This window comes from Chitinophaga flava, from assembly GCF_003308995.1.
Taxonomy (GTDB): domain Bacteria; phylum Bacteroidota; class Bacteroidia; order Chitinophagales; family Chitinophagaceae; genus Chitinophaga; species Chitinophaga flava.
Genome location: NZ_QFFJ01000001.1, coordinates 3,714,137 through 3,730,642 on the forward strand (window position 1 = coordinate 3,714,137; position 16,506 = coordinate 3,730,642).

The window sequence follows — 16,506 nt, forward strand, 5'->3', positions numbered from 1 at the left end:
ACCTGGTTCTGTGCACTGGATGGAATTTAAAGAATCAAAAAGAAATTAATGAAGCATCTCGTTTGGACGGTAGCAATCATCTTGCTTACCAGTGCAGTAAATGCACAGGAGAAATTACCGGTAATTGTACCCTATAACTATTTGGATATACGGGAATTATATCTGGATACCAGTAATCACCACACCGCTTTAAAACCCATTCTCCATGTAGATACAAGTGCAATGTATACCCGACCGGACACAACCCGGCGCAGTTTGTTCCATCGCAAACTATTCAATGAGCACCTCCTGGAGTTTAGAACAAAGGACTATAATGTGTTTATTGACTTTCTGCCAGACTTCCAGATAGGTAAAACGCAGGATGGTAGCAGAACTACCTGGCTCAACACAAGGGGGGCCATTATTCAGGCTAACATCGGAGAGAAGTTCTATTTCGAATCTTCCTTTTTCGAAAATCAAGGCAAATTCCCTGGATATCTGGATGACTTTATCCGTAAACAACAAATTGTCCCCGGACAAGGAGGAATCAAAGATTACAGTAACGGTAAAGCTTTTGATTTCAACTATGCTACTGCGTTACTGTCTTATACACCCAGTAAATACCTGAACGTGACCGCGGGGTATGGACAGAATTTTATTGGTGATGGCTACCGGTCACTGATCCTCTCAGATATCCAGTTCAGTTATCCATACCTGAAACTCACAGGTACACTGGGTAATGTACAATATACGGCTATGTGGGCTCAGTTTATGGATAAACATAGCAAAAGCTTTGCTTCAGCATATAATGATCTGGGCTATTATAAAAAATGGGGCGTTTTTCATTTTCTCGACTGGAACGTCAGTAAAAGATTGACCATTGGCCTTTTCGACGCGGTAATATGGCCCGATGCCGACTCATCTGGCCGTAAAAGAGGCTTTGACTGGAGTTATATGAATCCTATCATCTTCCTCCGCTCCGCTGAATTCTCTGAAGGCTCCTCCGATAACGCACTGGTTGGAATGAATGCAAAGTTTAAACTCTTTCCCAAAACAACTATCTATGGACAGCTGGTACTGGATGAGTTTAAACTCAAGGAAGTATTTGGTGGTAAGGGCTGGTGGGCCAATAAACAGTCGGCACAACTAGGCTTTCGCACATTTGATGCTTTTAAAATCAGTAAACTCGATCTGCAGGGAGAGTTGAACGCCGTAAGGCCATACACCTATTCCTACAAAAGCACGCTTATCAACTATGAGCACTATAATCAGTCTCTGGCACATCCGCTGGGAGCTAATTTCTGGGAAGTGCTGGGAATCGCTTCCTACCGGCTAAAACGCTGGTATGCAAGGGGAGAACTGATGTATTCCCGCTATGGTGATGATCCGGATCAAAAAACCAACTATGGACATGATATCTCCAAACCATATGATGACCACCCTTCTGAGTATGGTAACTGGATAGGACAAGGGTTGAAAACCAACTTGTTGTATGCGCAGGGAACTATTGCCTATGTGCTTAACCCTAAGTATAATCTTCGTATAGAAGCCTCTCTCGCAGCTCGTCGCGTGAAAAATGATATTGAATCAAGGAATGACCTGATTTTTAACTTCGGTTTACGTAGCAGCTTCAGACAATTTTATTACGATTTCTAATAAGTAAGAAAAGAAGCTACTAATGCCAGGTATAATCAGCAAACGCCCGATTATACCTGGCATTAGCCTTTTTACTGAGCCTGCAGGAGCTGCCTCCGTACTTTTCTGAACTCCTGGATATTGGTTTCGTAGGATTTCAGACTCTTAATGATCTGACCGGCAAGACTATTACTCAATGCTGGTTTTCGGGCTTCCAGCATTTTGAGTAATTCATAATCAATAATCCCATCCCGCATGGCTTCCAGTCTGATTGAACTTAAAAAACCGCCTTGTTTCGGATAAACAATCCAACTGTCGCCACCCGGAAGCGTTTCTCCATTTGATAGTAGACTCCCCGCTTCCTGTAAGGGATTAGCAGACCAGTTATTATATGCCCAATGTTCATATCCAGGGAGTCTGTATTTATAATTTATCCAATGAAGTAATCTTGTTTTAATCAGCGGAAGTTCAATAAACCGGTTGGCATATTCACCCTGTGGCAACCAGCAAGTATAAAACCAGAGCTCTTTACCTTGAGACTGTTGTACACGGTAGTACTCATAATTTTGATCAAGAAAATCCAATACAGGAATCGGTATATTGACCGCTGATGTTACCTTTGTTGTTTGAACAGATTCCAGCGTTTTCATATTAGGAGCGAGCTGCCTGAAGAACGCCGCTATCTCCAGATAAGAACCTGCATTGGCATCAATAGGCTCATCTACCAAATGTTGATAGTAGATGTTATCCCATCGTTTTTCTTTCAGGTGTTTCATGAAAGCCGGAATGAACTGCTGGTAAAATTTTACAACATCTTTATTGGTAACTTTTCCGCTGCCTAACTGGGCTTTACCATCTTTAAAATAGTAGTAAAAAAGATCAAAGCCTTCATACCAGCCTCCATTTCTACCACCCAGCCAGCCTCCAATGATCCTCTTGATATCCCCGTTCTTCTGAAAAGTTTCGATTATCTGATCAAACTTGCTGAAGTCAAATTGAAAATTGCCATTGCTGTCCGGTGTATAATCTATTATATGCAATGTATAAACCAGTATTGCATTCTGCCGGTAGGCATGCATCATCTGAGCCATTTTCTGCACACTGGCCCAATACTGTGCTGAATAAGGCGCTACCTTCGCTTTGTTACTGATAAGGGTCAATTGATTGACAGTGTTGCTCATCCTGTCATTTTCAATAGCTGGGGTCATACTGACTAATAACCGGGTACTTTTGATCTGAACAGGATAAACCTGTACACTAAATGCCTTGATGGTAGTAAAGGATCCTCCGGCAGTATTTCCTGTAACTTTTATCTTCCCACTATATAAACCAGGGAGCGTATTTACCGGTATATCGATGCTGAGCCACACCGGTTGAGTAGTATTGGCATCCACATTGATGTCGGACTGTTCCAGCAACGGGTCGGGATAAAGCATATCCGGAGCTCTGATAACATCTTTCGCCGGGTTTTTTGCTAATGCAGCCAGCTTGACATACCCGACATACTTTACCTGTATGTTTTTCAGACTGGTATTACCATTTTTTAACTCCGTGACCACTGCCCTCAGACCTTTTATTGGGGTATTACTTCTTACAGCCAGCTGTACACTGGCCACTTCCCCCCTTGCCACGTCAGTAACAGCGCTTTCCGGACCAAAATCAGTATCGGTACGCAGTAGTTTTTTTAAAGGATCTACCAGGCTTATCCCAGGGCCCGGAACCTGAGAGGTGCAGCCCAACGCACCAAACAAAAGAGAAAATATAAAGATTATTTTTTTCATATACTTGATGATTTGGATATGGGTCTTTTAGAAACACACAAGCCCTTCCGCTATATGCGCAAGGGCTTTTTATTTTAACGCAAAAGAGGGGCAAGGATAATGGACAAAGGCCGAAAAAGAACGAACAACAAAAAGATGTATCATTAGGTGTAGGATATCTGTTCAGCCATCCATTCCTATATTGAATATACGAAAAATATCATAATATCAAATACATAATTTCCGGATCAGGGAGAGTTTTCCCGAATATGTATAACTTCGCACTTATGCATTACGTAACAGTAGAAGGGCTCACCAAATCGTATGGTATCAAGCCATTATTCCGGAATATTTCATTTCATATAGAAGAAGGCGATAAAATAGCGCTGGTAGCGCTTAATGGAACAGGTAAATCCACGCTCCTGAAGATTATCCTGGGAAAAGAAGCTCCTGATGATGGGAAAGTATGGATACATAAGGACGTTACTGTGGTAATGCTGGAGCAACAGTCCGATTTTGATCTCTCCAAATCAGTCATAGAAAATATCTTCAATTACGATAACCCCATACTGAACGCCATCAAAGAGTATGAACTACTCACAGAAGAAGGACATGAACCGGATGTGGACAAACTCACGGCTGCCTTCGCCCGTATGGATGAACTAAACGCCTGGCACTTCGATTCCAAAGTAAAACAGATATTGGGCAAACTCAATATCCATAATCTGGATCAACCCATAGGTTCTCTTTCAGGAGGACAGCAAAAAAGGGTGGCACTGGCTAAAGTTTTAATAGATATAGGGTTTGAGCATAAACATGTATTGCTCATCATGGATGAGCCCACCAACCATCTCGACGTTAGCATGATCGAATGGCTGGAAAACTATCTCGATCAGGAAAAAGTAACCCTCTTGCTCGTTACCCACGACCGCTACTTCCTGGACAGCGTGTGCAACGAAATTATGGAGCTGGACCAGGAACAGCTCTTTATCTATAAAGGCGATTACGAGAGCTATCTGGAGCGGAAAGCCTCCCGTGAAGAGATGGACAAGGCCAGCGTGGAAAAAGCCCGCAATACCTACCGTAAAGAGCTGGAATGGATGCGTAAGCAGCCTAAAGCCCGTACTACAAAGTCCAAATCCCGCCAGGATGCTTTTTATGAAGTAAAAGAAAAAGCTACTACCAGAATAGCAGACCAACAGCTGGAGCTCAATGTAAAAATGACCCGTCTGGGTGGTAAAATACTGGAGCTCAAAAAAGTATATAAAGCTTACGGAGATCATGTGATTCTCAAAGGCTTCGACTATACCTTCAAAAAGGGAGAGCGTGTAGGCATCGTCGGTAAAAACGGGGTGGGTAAGTCTACCTTCCTGAACATGATGCTGGGTACAGAACAGCCAGATTCCGGTAAAATCAACGTGGGAGAAACGATCGTATTCGGTAACTATTCCCAGTCTGGCTTGCCGGTAAAAGAAGATATGCGGGTAATCGAATTTGTAAAAAATATTGCCGAAAACTTCCCGCTGGCTGATGGTACCAAGGTGAGCGCGGCTCAATTCCTGGAACTGTTCCTGTTTCCGGGTGATAAACAATATACCTATATCTCTAAACTAAGTGGTGGGGAAAAGAGAAGGCTGCATCTGTTGTCTATCCTGTTCCGCAACCCCAACTTCCTGGTATTGGACGAACCTACCAATGACCTGGACCTGCCCACCCTCAGTATCCTGGAAAACTTCCTGCAGGAATACCAGGGCTGTGTGATCATCGTAAGCCACGACCGTTATTTCATGGACAAACTGGTGGACCATCTGTTTGTATTTGAAGGTAATGGCGTTGTAAGGGATTATCCTGGTAACTATACCCAGTACCGTGAATGGCAGAAAGAAGAGGATAAGCGCAAGTCAGAAGAGAAAAAAGAGGTTAAACCAGCAACTCCTGTTATAGCAGCAACAGCTACAGCAGACAATGCTTCCAGAAAAATGACCTTCAAGGAAAAGAGGGAGTTTGAAACACTGGAAAAAGACATGGAGGCGCTGGAAGAGGAAAAGAAAGCGATCGAATCGAAGTTGTCCAGCGGAACATTGGCTTATGAAGAAATGGAGCCACTCACACATCGTATCGGAGAAGTGATACAGCTGCTGGATGAAAAAGGCATGCGGTGGCTGGAGTTGAGTGAACTGAATGGATAATACAAAGGTTATATATCAGAAGTCCGAGGGTAAACTTCGGACTTTTTAATTTCTGAAATAAAAACAGGCTATGGAATACAGACAATTAGGACAGTCAGATCTGAATGTATCTGTCGTAACATTTGGCGCTTGGGCTGCTGGCGGTTGGATGTGGGGCGGCACAGAGCGAAAGGATGCAGTTAGAGCCATCAGGGCTTCATATGAAGAAGGAGTGACTTCTATCGATACCGCACCTATTTATGGACAAGGCACCAGTGAAGAGATTGTGGGAGAAGCCATCAAAGGAATTCCGCGCGATAAAGTACAGATCCTGACAAAGTTCGGCATGCGTTGGGACCTAGCTCAAGGTGACTTCGCTTTCAAAAGTCAGAACAACCACGGCAAAGACATCGATATTTACAAGTATGCCGGCAAAGCCAGTATCATCAAGGAATGTGAGGACAGCCTTCGTCGGTTGGGTACAGATTATATTGACCTCTACCAGATACATTGGCCAGATTCCACAACACCTATTGCGGAATCCATGGATACAGTTGAAACGTTGATCAAACAAGGAAAGGTTCGTTATGCCGGCGTTTGCAACTATAATGCTGATCAGCTGCAGGAAGCCCGTCAGCATGTACATCTGGTATCTGATCAGGTCCCCTACAGTATGGTGAAACGGGATATTGAAGCTGTTGATCTGCCGTATTGCATAGATAATGGTTTGTCGGTGTTGGCATATAGTCCGTTGGAAAGAGGACTGTTGACTGGTAAAATGAAGCCAGGCCATCAGTTTGCGCCTGGAGATCACCGGGCAGGTCTCTATTTCTATAAGGATGAAAATCTGAAAAGAACTAACGCTTTTCTGGAAAAACTCCATCCACTGGCAGTTGCTAAAAATGCTTCCTTATCTCAACTTGTTATTCGCTGGACGATTGAACAACCTGGTATCACCATTGCTCTGGTAGGTGCCCGGAACGCCGAACAAGCCCTGCAGAATGCCAAGGCAGCGGCTATACAGCTGACAAAAGAGGAGATTGTTTTTATTACTACAGAACTGAATAAGCTGGTGCTGGAAAAATAGTTCACCCGGATTTGTTGTCAAGTGTTTGTACAAATCCGGTGTGTTTGTACAAACACTTGATAACAAGTTATAAGAACTTTTTGGATAGAATAAGGCTGAAGCTAACGTTTAAAACGTTTTTACAGGCTGTACTTTAAATATAATAGTATTTTCTTATTTTGCATCGACAATTTTTCCAAACAGGCATATCTGGAACCATAAATATTATCTTTTTTGAATAAGCAGCATTAAATAATGAAATTCAAATGCAACGCGGATAATTACTAAAAAACAGATGGATTAAACCCGGATTTACATCATGCTCCGGAAGGAAGGAGCAGAAGTTATGGGTATACCTTAATGCCAAAATATATCACTCCTTTTTATAGATAAGAGATCATGACAGCGTACAAAACACCTATATTGTTTTTGATTTTTAACAGACCAGATGTTACTGCAAGGGTTTTTGACGTTGTAAGTAAATTAAAACCAACAAAATTATACATTGCTGCAGATGGTCCCAGAGCTGACAAGGAAGGCGAAGCGCAACTATGTCAGCAAACAAGGGATGTTGTTAGCCAAATAGACTGGCCTTGTGAAGTTGCTTATTTGTACAGAGAAAAAAACCTGGGTTGTAAAGTTGCGGTAAGTACAGCAATATCCTGGTTTTTTGAGCATGAGGAAGAAGGGATCATTCTTGAAGATGATTGTTTGCCCAATGCAACTTTTTTCCGTTTTTGTGAAACGATGCTCGCCAAATATAGGAACGATACAAGGATTATGCACATCGGAGGAACCAATTTCCAAAACGGCATAACTCGTGGCAATGCTTCTTATTATTTCTCCAGACTTTGTCATGTATGGGGATGGGCTACATGGAAAAGAGCATGGTTAAACTATGATATCCAACTGAAAGATTGGGCGGAAATTATGTCCAATGATCTTTTAGTATCTATTATACCTGATTCCAAACTGCGACGTGTATACAAAACTATTTTTGAAACTACTGCTCAGAATAAAATAAATACCTGGGATTATCAATGGGTGTATTCAGTATGGAAGAATAATGGCCTTAGTATTATCCCCAACCAAAACCTGGTAAGCAATATTGGCTTTGGGCAGGGAGGAACTCATACCATGGACACGGATAGTGTTTTTGCCAATAATGCGACTACTGAATTGACTGAGATAAAACATCCTGAGATATACTTACCATGTCTGGAGGCAGATGAGAAGACATTGCTGGACAGTTTTAAATATTATCTCAGTTTGAAAGGGAGGTTGATGGAAAATCTCGGTAAGCTAAAAAAATCGCTGTTAACGTAATTTCTGCATATAAATTTCTTGTATGAATTGTCGTATTTGTTGCACCGATTCCCAGGAGTATCTAAAACACCAGATATTAGGGAAATATGAAATCACCTATTACAAATGTCCTGTGTGTCAATTCATACAGACAGAAAGTCCTTTTTGGCTAAATGAAGCTTATGAAAGTGCAATTACCTCACTGGATTTAGGGCTGTTGTCCCGGAACAATTATACCGTGCCGATCACTAATTCCATTTTGCATCGCTTTTTTGATATACGAAAAAAGTTTGTGGATTATGGTGGCGGTTATGGTGTCTTTGTGAGGTTAATGCGGGATAAAGGACTGGATTTTTATAGGCAGGATATGTATTGCGAAAATGTTTTCGCCAAGCACTTTGATCTTCAGGATGCTCCACAAGACCAGCGGTTTGAGTTACTCACCGCATTTGAAGTCTTCGAGCACCTTGTGGACCCTGTTGCAGAACTGGAGAAAATGCTTAAGCTCAGTGACAATATACTTTTTAGTACAGAACTGCAGCCACGGCCTGATGTCAATGTTGAAAACTGGTGGTACTTTGTGCCGGAAACAGGGCAACACGTTTCCTTATATTCCCAGCACTCACTTGAAATGCTCGCCCAAAAATTTTCACTTAACTATTATACCAATAACATAAATATTCATCTTTTCACTAAAAAGAAGATTAATGAAAAGATGTTTTCCTTGCTGACAAAATATAAAGTAAGTAAAGCTTATAATTTGGTATTCTCCAGGCAGCCATCTCTACTTCCTGTTGATTTCTCTAATGTTAGAGCCCGGTTAAACAGTAAATAGGCAGGAAGCCTTGCTATAATAATATTTTCATCTTTTAGTGGTGGGATTACTCATGTCCATATGGAAAAATCCATTGGATATTTGTAATCCCATTTTTGATATCGGTCTGTAGTCCGGTAGCCGGAAGGTTTGAAGAGGAACAGGATAAATTGGTATTGGGTGGGCAATTCCGTTTAAGCTGGCCACCAGCACGTTGTATGCTGCCGGTATGTACTGCGTGGATATCTCAATACAAAATGCGTATCTTATCTCTATATTGGTACGTTATGCGTAAAATATCCCTGTCTGTATCTGTCCCGCATCCCTGCCAGCAACCCTGGGAAAAGATGGCACCCAATAGCGCAGGCCGCTATTGCAGCAACTGCAACAAAACAGTCGTCGATTTTTCTCAACTCTCCGATAACCAGATCATTAGTATACTGGCTGATACTTCCAAGAGCCACTGTGGCCGTTTTAAGGCTTCTCAACTGGAGCGCGTCCTGATACAGAATAAAAAGTCTCCAGCCTTTATACCTGCCGCCATGCTGGGAACTGCCCTGGCAGCAAGCTTCGCCGCGGAAGGAGCATCCGCCATGCCCCGGGAACCTCATCCAATGGAGACACAGGTGGCAGACCATGCTCCGGCGATAGCTACAAATGAAATCGCAGATACGGCTGTTGTCATTACCGGTAAAATAACGGATATGCAGGGTGTCCCAATTCCATTTGTATCGGTAAGGATTAAAAAGAGCCGTGTAGGCGTTATCGCTGATCCTGAAGGTAATTACCGTCTCACTGTGCCGGATAAGCTGGGCAAGAAGCCGCTGAAACTGATTTTCTCCTTTATAGGTTACAAAACGAAGGAAGTATTGCCAGAGGGAAAAAACCGTTTGGATATACAACTGCAGGACGATCCGAAATTACTGGATGAAGATGCGGTGATAGCAGGTGGGGTTGTAGCCGTCAGGCTAGGGTCCTGGCAAAAAGCAAAATATGCCTGGAGCCGGTTATGGAGTCACGGTTAAGCAGACCTCTTAAAATAAAATGTTCGTATATGCGTCCGTTATCATTGAAGATATCCGTTCCTCAACCATGTGCACAATCCTGGGATAGTATGTCTCCGGAAGGAGCCGGCCGTTTTTGTGGCAACTGTAATAAGGTGGTGGTGGATTTCACCGGACTTTCCGATAGCCAGATAGTAGAGATCTTATCGGATACTTCCAGCAGATATTGTGGCCGTTTTAACACCACACAGCTGGATCGTATGCTGGTAGCCGAAAAGCCAGCTGCTTCGTTATTGCCGGCAGTGATTATCACCGCCCTTTTGATGACAGCAGGAGGCGTAACAACCGCTACCCCAACCAACGCTATTGCTATTGATACAGTCCAGCACGTTACCGGTACGGTAAAAGATAACTCCGGCAATCCTCTGCCGGGAGCAACGGTTACTTTGAAAGGCACAGCATTCAAAGCCTTAACAGATAGTGTTGGAAATTATAAGCTTTCTGTACCGCCATCTCTGGCAGGAAAGGACCTGATCCTTGTTTTTGCTTTTGTTGGATTTGACATACAGGAGATGCTGGTAAACGCACAATATCGGGAAGGGCATATGTTGAAAACTGAGCTGACATCCGCTAGAACAGGATTGACAGAAGTGGTAGTGTGTGAGCCTACCCGCTGGCAAAAATTAAGACATAAAAGTAAAAAGCTTTGGCGTTGGAAATAAAAGTTAGTTGAATGGCTGCTTAAAAAGCATGTCTGTAGCGTGAACTACCGGAGACGTATATACGTTTATTTATTGTTTTTCTACTTTCTTTAACCTTTCATTCAGTGTTGTAATTTATTCCTGTTGCTGAATAATATACAGGGTCAGTTCCTCTACTTTTTTAAACAGCATAGTCGGGCCAGTCAGCAGCTGCATTGGTAATTTTTATTCTGTGAGTAGTGATATGGCTGGCTTTATTTGTATCATCATTGTTAAACAAATTGCCTCAAAACAGCCGCACTTTTCCCAAGTGTCCCTGACAAAATCCCTTATCTTTAAGAATTGGTCAACTGGGTTTTAATTAGCCATTTTACTTAAGTTAATATGATCTTTGATTAAAAAGGTCTCTGATTGATTTAGTGTAGATAGTTCATTAAATATTGATTGCAGCTTATTAGCTACCTGCATATGACCTTCCTTGTTGAGGTGGACCCCATCCTGAAAATACGTCCTTTTAAGAGGGATTAGTGCATGCGAATCTATATACCTGACCTTCTTATTCTTGAAGTCATAGTTCTTAATAAAATCAACTGCAGATTTTCTTGATTTTTGAGTGAACCTATCTAATGAAGGGAGTGGTGGTAAAAGAATGATGTTATAATTCAACTGATCTAATATATCTATGAATTGTTTCAGCTCTACTTCCCTTTGTTGCATATTCTTTTTTGTGAAGGACAAAAAAGAATCAAATGCTAATTTTAGTGAGGAATAAACCAATATTTTAAAATACTTTGGTTTGGAGACCACTGTTGCTCCGGGAGGGTAGGGGATAGCTGGACTGGTTTCGCCGCCTACCTTCTTCTCCTGTTTGATTTTCAGATAAGAGAATAGTTTTGCTCTGAGATTGATTGTGAATTCGTGATTCCCCAACTGTATCAATAGGATATCAGGAGAAAATTCATGAATATTGTTGGCTTCCTGAAAAAACTTTTTTAATGAAACATAAGCCTGTGTTTTTTTTACAAACGTGATTTGCTCAGAATTAACAGAGGACATCAGAACGTCTACAAAATTATCCTTCTGATTCTGCAGGCCATAGCCGGCAATGTGACAACCTCCAATTACCTGGATTTTAGTGATCTTCATTTTGTTAATAAAATTTAATATAGCTATGAGCTATTGGGTGGGGAATTAATAATTTATTAACATCGTTTTTGGTAAGACTACTCAAACATCATTAAGTTTAATACATGTTTAAGCTGGTACCGGGATCACAACCGGAATTGTTTCGAAGATATCCAGGACGGTGGTCGTTTATTCCTTAAATATTTAATGAAAAGTGGTATCGCAGATAGGGCTCTTTCCTCTGTAAAAGAAAAACGCCCAATTCCAGTGAAGCTGAAATTGGGCGGATTAAGTTTTTGGTAGCCTCGTCAAGAATCGAACTTGAATCTGGAGCTTCGGAAACTCTTATACTATCCATTGTACTACGAGGCCAAGGGAACGCGAAGTTACATTTTCCCTTCTAAAATCCCAAATTACATTAAAGATTGATATTACTTTTAAAAATCTTGACGGCAATTGCCAGCAGGATAACCCCGAAAAACTTACGCAATACCATCAGTCCGGCCTTGCCCAGTAAGCGTTCTATGTAGTTGAGGCTGCGCAGCACAATAAATACGATGATCAGATTGAGCAGGATACCAGCCAGGATATTGTACTCCCCGAAATTGGCTTTGAGCGACATAATGGTGGTGAGGGTCCCGGAACCGGCTATCATAGGGAAAGCAATCGGTACGATACTGCCCGATTTAACGTCCTGGCCGCTCTTGAAAAGTTCAAGTCCCAGGATCATCTCCAGGCCGATTACAAAAATGACGATGGAACCGGCTACCGCAAATGAGTGCACGTCTACGCTGAATAGCCGCAGGAATTTCTCTCCTACCAGCAGAAATAATACCATCAGGAATCCGGATGCCAGTGTGGCCTTACCGGCATCAATATGCCCCAGCTTTTCCTTCAGGGACACCAGCACGGGGATAGACCCCACAATATCAATAACCGCAAAAAGAGTAAAAGCGATAGCTAGGATTTGGTCGATACTGAACATGCAGCAAATATATATCTTTGTCTCTAAGAGCGACCTATATGACGGAGGATATCATTATTCAGATCAGTAACAAGATCAAGGAAAAACGGAAAGCCAAAGGCATTACCATTCAGGAACTGGCAGACAAAGCAGATGTCAGCAAAGGACTCATCTCCCAGATAGAGAACAATCGTACCGTGCCATCCCTGCTGGTGCTCATCAACATTATCCGGGCACTCAACCTTGATATGAACGAGTTTTTTAATGAAATAGACCAGCATTCCCAGCAGGCTAAGGTCATCATCAAACAGAAATCATCCTACCAGGAATTCGAAAAAGAGCCTGCCAAAGGATTTCAGTACAAAAGAGTTCTCACCAAAAATGTGAAGAACTTCCCCGTGGATATCGTTATCCTCGAACTGAAAAAAGGCGCCCGCCGCTCCCAGATCGTTAAAACCGACGCCTACGAGTATAAATATATTATCAAAGGCTCCGTCGAATACCTCATCGATAACGAAAAATATATTCTGGAAGAAGGGGATTCCCTCTTTTTCGATGGCCGCCTTGGACACAAACCCGCCAATATAGGCGAGGATACCGCTCAAATCCTCGTCGTGTATTTCTTCCTCGACAGTGATAAATAGTAAACCTTCCTGACTTTCATATACAAATACTTAACGTTAATTTTAGTATAACTTAACATTTCCATCATATTCGAACCTAACCTTTGCACAGTAATCAAAATTACCCCCTAATCTAAATTGCTATGCAATCAAACCTACGCCAGGCACTTGCACTGTTAAGTGCCCTGCTATTGCTTTTGTTTTCTGTAACAACTGCCACAGCACAACAGGTCATCAATGGAAAAGTAATTTCCGAAGGCGATAACCAGCCCGTTATCGGCGCCACCATCAAAGTTATCGGTGCAAACAAGGGCGCTGTCACCGATCCGAATGGAAACTTCAGCATCGCCGCCGCCGGTACCGACGTCCTGGAAGTAACTTTTATCGGCTTTCTCCCCGTTAAATATCCCGTCAATAACCGCAGTAGCCTTACCATTACCCTGCAGCAGGACAAAAAAGCGCTGGATGAAGTGGTAGTAACGGCACTGGGTATACGAAAAGAAGTAAAACGCGTAGGCTACGCTGTACAGGAAGTAAAAGGCGCCGACCTCGTAAAGGCCAGGGAACCCAATCCCATCAACGGTCTGGTAGGTAAAGTAGCCGGCCTCACTGTAGGTGCTTCTGCCGAACTGCTGGCTGCTCCAATGGTGCAGCTCCGCGGTACTAATATCACCCTCTACGTAGTAGATGGTGTACCTATTAACTCCGACACCTGGAATATCTCTCCGGATGATATCGAAAGTTATACTGTCCTGAAAGGTGCCACCGCTTCCGCCCTCTATGGCTCCCGTGGCCTCAACGGCGCTATCATGATCACCACCAAAAAAGGCGCCCGTGATAAAAGAGGTTACGCTATCGAGTTCAACTCAAGCACCATGTTCGAAAAAGGCTTCAACGCCATACCGAAAGTACAGGACCTCTACGGCCCTGGCGATCACGGTAAATACGCTTTCGTAGACGGTAAAGGCGCCGGTGTAAACGATGCCGACTATGACGTTTGGGGGCCTAAATTTGAAGGCCAGCTCATTCCTCAGTACGACAGTCCTATCGATCCTGCTACCGGCAAACGTACCGGCACTCCCTGGACCGCACGTGGTAAAAACAACCTGCAGCGCTTCCTGCGCACGGGTATGCTGAGCACCAACAACCTGGCCGTTTCTGCTCATACAGACAAGGCTGATCTGCGTTTCTCCCTCTCCAATTCATACCAGAAAGGTATTGTGCCTAACACTTCACTGGATATCGTCAACTTCAATATCAACGCCGGTTACAGCTTCTCTCCGAAACTGCGTCTGGAAGCATATCTTAACTACAACCGTCAGGCCAGTGATAACTTCCCTGATGTGACCTACGGACCTAACAGTATCATCTACAATACCCTCATCTGGGCAGGTGCCGACTGGAGCATGGATGATATGCGCAATTACTGGCAGCCTGGTAAAGAAGGTATTCAGTCTATCTACGCAGAATACCAACGTTATCACAACCCCTGGTTTATGAGTTATGAATGGCTGCGCGGTCACCATAAAACAGATCTCAACGGCTACGCTAAACTCACCTATAAATTCAATGATAAACTGGAGCTGATGGCCCGCACACAGGTGACCAGCTATGACCTGATGCGTACCGAGAAAATGCCTTATTCCGCCCACCCTTATGGTCGTGAAGAAGGTAAAGGTGACTACCGGGAAGATAGACGTTCCCTGTATGAAAACAATACAGACCTGATGCTGTCCTATGCCAACGTATTCCCGCATAAAATCGGTATCCGTGCATCTGTTGGTGGTAACGCCCGTTCCTTTAAATATAACTCCAGCTTTACTTCTACCAGTTACCTGAATGCACCGGGATGGTATGGCTTTGGCAACTCCCGCGATCCGTTGTATGCTACCAGCTACTACGCACCAATGCTGGTACTCAGTGCCTATGGTTATGTAGACATTGACCTCGGCAAATATGCAACACTGTCGCTGACAGACAGGCTGGACAAGGCTTCCAACCTGCCCGTTTCCCACAATTCCTATTCCTATCCTTCTGTGTCATTAAGTACCGTAGTATCTGACTATGTGAATCTGCCGGAAGTGATCTCCTTCCTGAAATTCAGAGGCTCCTATGCCAACGTAAAAGGCGGCTTCACTTCACCAACTATCGGTGCTACTCCGGAGGCAAACTACCCACTGGGTTATGGTACAGAATACAAATCTTCGTATGATGGCCCCAATTATAACTCTCCGGTATATAGTGTGTCGCAGGTATATGGCAACCAGGCAGCCGCTTATTACACACGCGTGATCGCCAACCCGAACCTGCAACCATTTACCAGTAAAGTAACTGAAGTAGGTATGGACATCCGCTTCCTGAAAAATCGTATAGGCGTAGACGCTACCTACTTTACCAATCTCAATGGTCCTCGTATTTACACCCTCTCACTGCCTCCCAGCACCGGTGAGGAAGCGTACCTGCTCAACGGGGTGAATACCCGTAAAACAGGATATGAGGTATCCGTTAATGCCACACCTATTAAAAACCCACGTGGCCTGACCTGGACCGTAATGGCCAACTGGTCTACCTTCCAGGAAAAATATGTAAGCATCTATGGTGATCAGAAAATGCTGACAGCTTATGTAGGAGTAGGAGACAGGGTTGATAAATTCTTTGGTACCAAATTCGCCAGAACACCGGATGGACAGATCATCAACGGCCCTGATGGCCGCCCGATCGTGAATCCTACACAGCAGTACCTGGGAAATGCCAGCGCCGACTGGGCATGGGGTATCAATAACAGCTTCAACTACAAAGGCTTTACTTTCAGCTTCCAGTTTGATGGTCGTGTAGGCGGACAGATGATCGACTATATCCAGCAACAGACCTTCCGCGGTGGCCGTAATATCCTGACTACAGAAGGAGCCATGGGAGATGCCCGCTATCAGGATTACAAAGGTGTGAAATCCTGGCAGGGAGAAGGTGTGGTAATAAGCAATGGTGTACCTATTCAGTACGATAACAATGGTAATATTACCAATGCGGACAAACTTCAGTTTGCTCCTAATACTACCAAAACCTTCCTGCAGGATTATATCAGCGTATACTATAAAACAAACGAAGCTAACCTGATCAGTAAAACTTTCGCCAAGCTGCGTGAGGTAACCTTGGGTTACACCTTGCCGGAAAGCCTGCTGAAAGGCACTTTTATCCGTTCTGCCAATGTCTCTTTTGTAGGGAGAAACCTCCTGTACTTTGCTAAAAACAAAGACGTGGACCTGGACCAGTATCCTGGCGCAGACCAGGGCTCTTCCACCCTGCAAACACCTACCACCCGCAGGTTTGGCTTTAACGTAAATCTCACCTTCTGATCCGCTTAA

12 protein-coding genes and 1 tRNA gene are annotated in these 16,506 nt (G+C 43.5%); 9 read left to right on the forward strand and 4 right to left on the reverse strand.

The features are described from left to right. Positions 1-48 precede the first annotated feature (48 nt). Positions 49-1,635: a hypothetical protein gene (locus DF182_RS15045; protein WP_113616401.1), complete on the forward strand. Its 1,587-nt coding sequence runs from the start codon at positions 49-51 to the stop codon at positions 1,633-1,635. 71 nt (positions 1,636-1,706) lie between these two features. On the opposite strand, the gene DF182_RS15050 is transcribed toward DF182_RS15045, so the two are convergent. Continuing rightward, positions 1,707-3,395 (reverse strand): DUF4091 domain-containing protein, encoded by a 1,689-nt coding sequence (locus DF182_RS15050; RefSeq protein WP_113616402.1) that lies wholly within the window; start codon positions 3,393-3,395, stop codon positions 1,707-1,709. 266 nt (positions 3,396-3,661) lie between these two features. Between DF182_RS15050 and DF182_RS15055 the strand changes: the two genes are divergently transcribed. The 6 genes from DF182_RS15055 to DF182_RS15080 all read left to right on the forward strand — a co-directional run bounded on the left by DF182_RS15055 (position 3,662) and on the right by DF182_RS15080 (position 10,453). Next, on the forward strand, positions 3,662-5,563 hold the full coding sequence (locus DF182_RS15055) for an ABC-F family ATP-binding cassette domain-containing protein (protein WP_113616907.1): 1,902 nt from the start codon (positions 3,662-3,664) through the stop codon (positions 5,561-5,563). Positions 5,564-5,633: 70 nt separating this feature from the next. Then, the gene (locus DF182_RS15060) at positions 5,634-6,629 is read left to right on the forward strand and encodes an aldo/keto reductase (protein ID WP_113616403.1); all 996 of its coding nucleotides are present in this window, start codon (positions 5,634-5,636) and stop codon (positions 6,627-6,629) included. A gap of 378 nt (positions 6,630-7,007) precedes the next feature. Continuing rightward, on the forward strand, positions 7,008-7,934 hold the full coding sequence (locus DF182_RS15065; protein WP_113616404.1) for a nucleotide-diphospho-sugar transferase: 927 nt from the start codon (positions 7,008-7,010) through the stop codon (positions 7,932-7,934). Positions 7,935-7,956: 22 nt separating this feature from the next. Beyond that, complete coding sequence (locus DF182_RS15070; RefSeq protein WP_113616405.1) at positions 7,957-8,748, forward strand: class I SAM-dependent methyltransferase; 792 nt, start codon at positions 7,957-7,959, stop codon at positions 8,746-8,748. Positions 8,749-9,014: 266 nt separating this feature from the next. Beyond that, positions 9,015-9,752, forward strand: a complete 738-nt coding sequence (locus tag DF182_RS15075; RefSeq protein ID WP_161964149.1) for a carboxypeptidase-like regulatory domain-containing protein — start codon at positions 9,015-9,017, stop codon at positions 9,750-9,752. Between the two features lie 29 nt (positions 9,753-9,781). After that, positions 9,782-10,453, forward strand: a complete 672-nt coding sequence (locus DF182_RS15080) for a carboxypeptidase-like regulatory domain-containing protein (RefSeq protein ID WP_161964150.1) — start codon at positions 9,782-9,784, stop codon at positions 10,451-10,453. 336 nt (positions 10,454-10,789) lie between these two features. Here the strand turns inward: DF182_RS15080 and DF182_RS15085 are convergent, their stop codons facing one another. The 3 genes from DF182_RS15085 to DF182_RS15095 all read right to left on the reverse strand — a co-directional run bounded on the left by DF182_RS15085 (position 10,790) and on the right by DF182_RS15095 (position 12,542). Next, positions 10,790-11,578, reverse strand: a complete 789-nt coding sequence (locus DF182_RS15085; protein ID WP_113616408.1) for an SGNH/GDSL hydrolase family protein — start codon at positions 11,576-11,578, stop codon at positions 10,790-10,792. A gap of 276 nt (positions 11,579-11,854) precedes the next feature. After that, positions 11,855-11,929, reverse strand: a tRNA-Arg gene (locus DF182_RS15090). 46 nt (positions 11,930-11,975) lie between these two features. Further along, complete coding sequence (locus DF182_RS15095) at positions 11,976-12,542, reverse strand: MarC family protein (protein WP_113616409.1); 567 nt, start codon at positions 12,540-12,542, stop codon at positions 11,976-11,978. 17 nt (positions 12,543-12,559) lie between these two features. Here DF182_RS15095 and DF182_RS15100 point away from each other — a divergent pair, with 17 nt between their 5' ends. Together DF182_RS15100 and DF182_RS15105 are read left to right on the forward strand one after the other, a co-directional pair. After that, entirely contained in the window at positions 12,560-13,165 is a 606-nt protein-coding gene (locus DF182_RS15100) for a helix-turn-helix domain-containing protein (protein WP_245957447.1), read from the forward strand. A 122-nt stretch (positions 13,166-13,287) separates the two neighbouring features. Next, positions 13,288-16,497 (forward strand): SusC/RagA family TonB-linked outer membrane protein, encoded by a 3,210-nt coding sequence (locus tag DF182_RS15105; RefSeq protein WP_113616411.1) that lies wholly within the window; start codon positions 13,288-13,290, stop codon positions 16,495-16,497. Positions 16,498-16,506: the final 9 nt, after the last annotated feature.

Bases quoted from the DNA above. Each gene is read 5' to 3' on its own strand.
- DF182_RS15045 (WP_113616401.1), top strand. From the start codon at position 49: ATGAAGCATCTCGTTTGGACGGTAGCAATCATCTTGCTTACCAGTGCA.
- DF182_RS15050 (WP_113616402.1), bottom strand. From the start codon at position 3,395: ATGAAAAAAATAATCTTTATATTTTCTCTTTTGTTTGGTGCGTTGGGC.
- DF182_RS15055 (WP_113616907.1), top strand. From the start codon at position 3,662: ATGCATTACGTAACAGTAGAAGGGCTCACCAAATCGTATGGTATCAAG.
- DF182_RS15060 (WP_113616403.1), top strand. From the start codon at position 5,634: ATGGAATACAGACAATTAGGACAGTCAGATCTGAATGTATCTGTCGTA.
- DF182_RS15065 (WP_113616404.1), top strand. From the start codon at position 7,008: ATGACAGCGTACAAAACACCTATATTGTTTTTGATTTTTAACAGACCA.
- DF182_RS15070 (WP_113616405.1), top strand. From the start codon at position 7,957: ATGAATTGTCGTATTTGTTGCACCGATTCCCAGGAGTATCTAAAACAC.
- DF182_RS15075 (WP_161964149.1), top strand. From the start codon at position 9,015: ATGCGTAAAATATCCCTGTCTGTATCTGTCCCGCATCCCTGCCAGCAA.
- DF182_RS15080 (WP_161964150.1), top strand. From the start codon at position 9,782: ATGCGTCCGTTATCATTGAAGATATCCGTTCCTCAACCATGTGCACAA.
- DF182_RS15085 (WP_113616408.1), bottom strand. From the start codon at position 11,578: ATGAAGATCACTAAAATCCAGGTAATTGGAGGTTGTCACATTGCCGGC.
- DF182_RS15095 (WP_113616409.1), bottom strand. From the start codon at position 12,542: ATGTTCAGTATCGACCAAATCCTAGCTATCGCTTTTACTCTTTTTGCG.
- DF182_RS15105 (WP_113616411.1), top strand. From the start codon at position 13,288: ATGCAATCAAACCTACGCCAGGCACTTGCACTGTTAAGTGCCCTGCTA.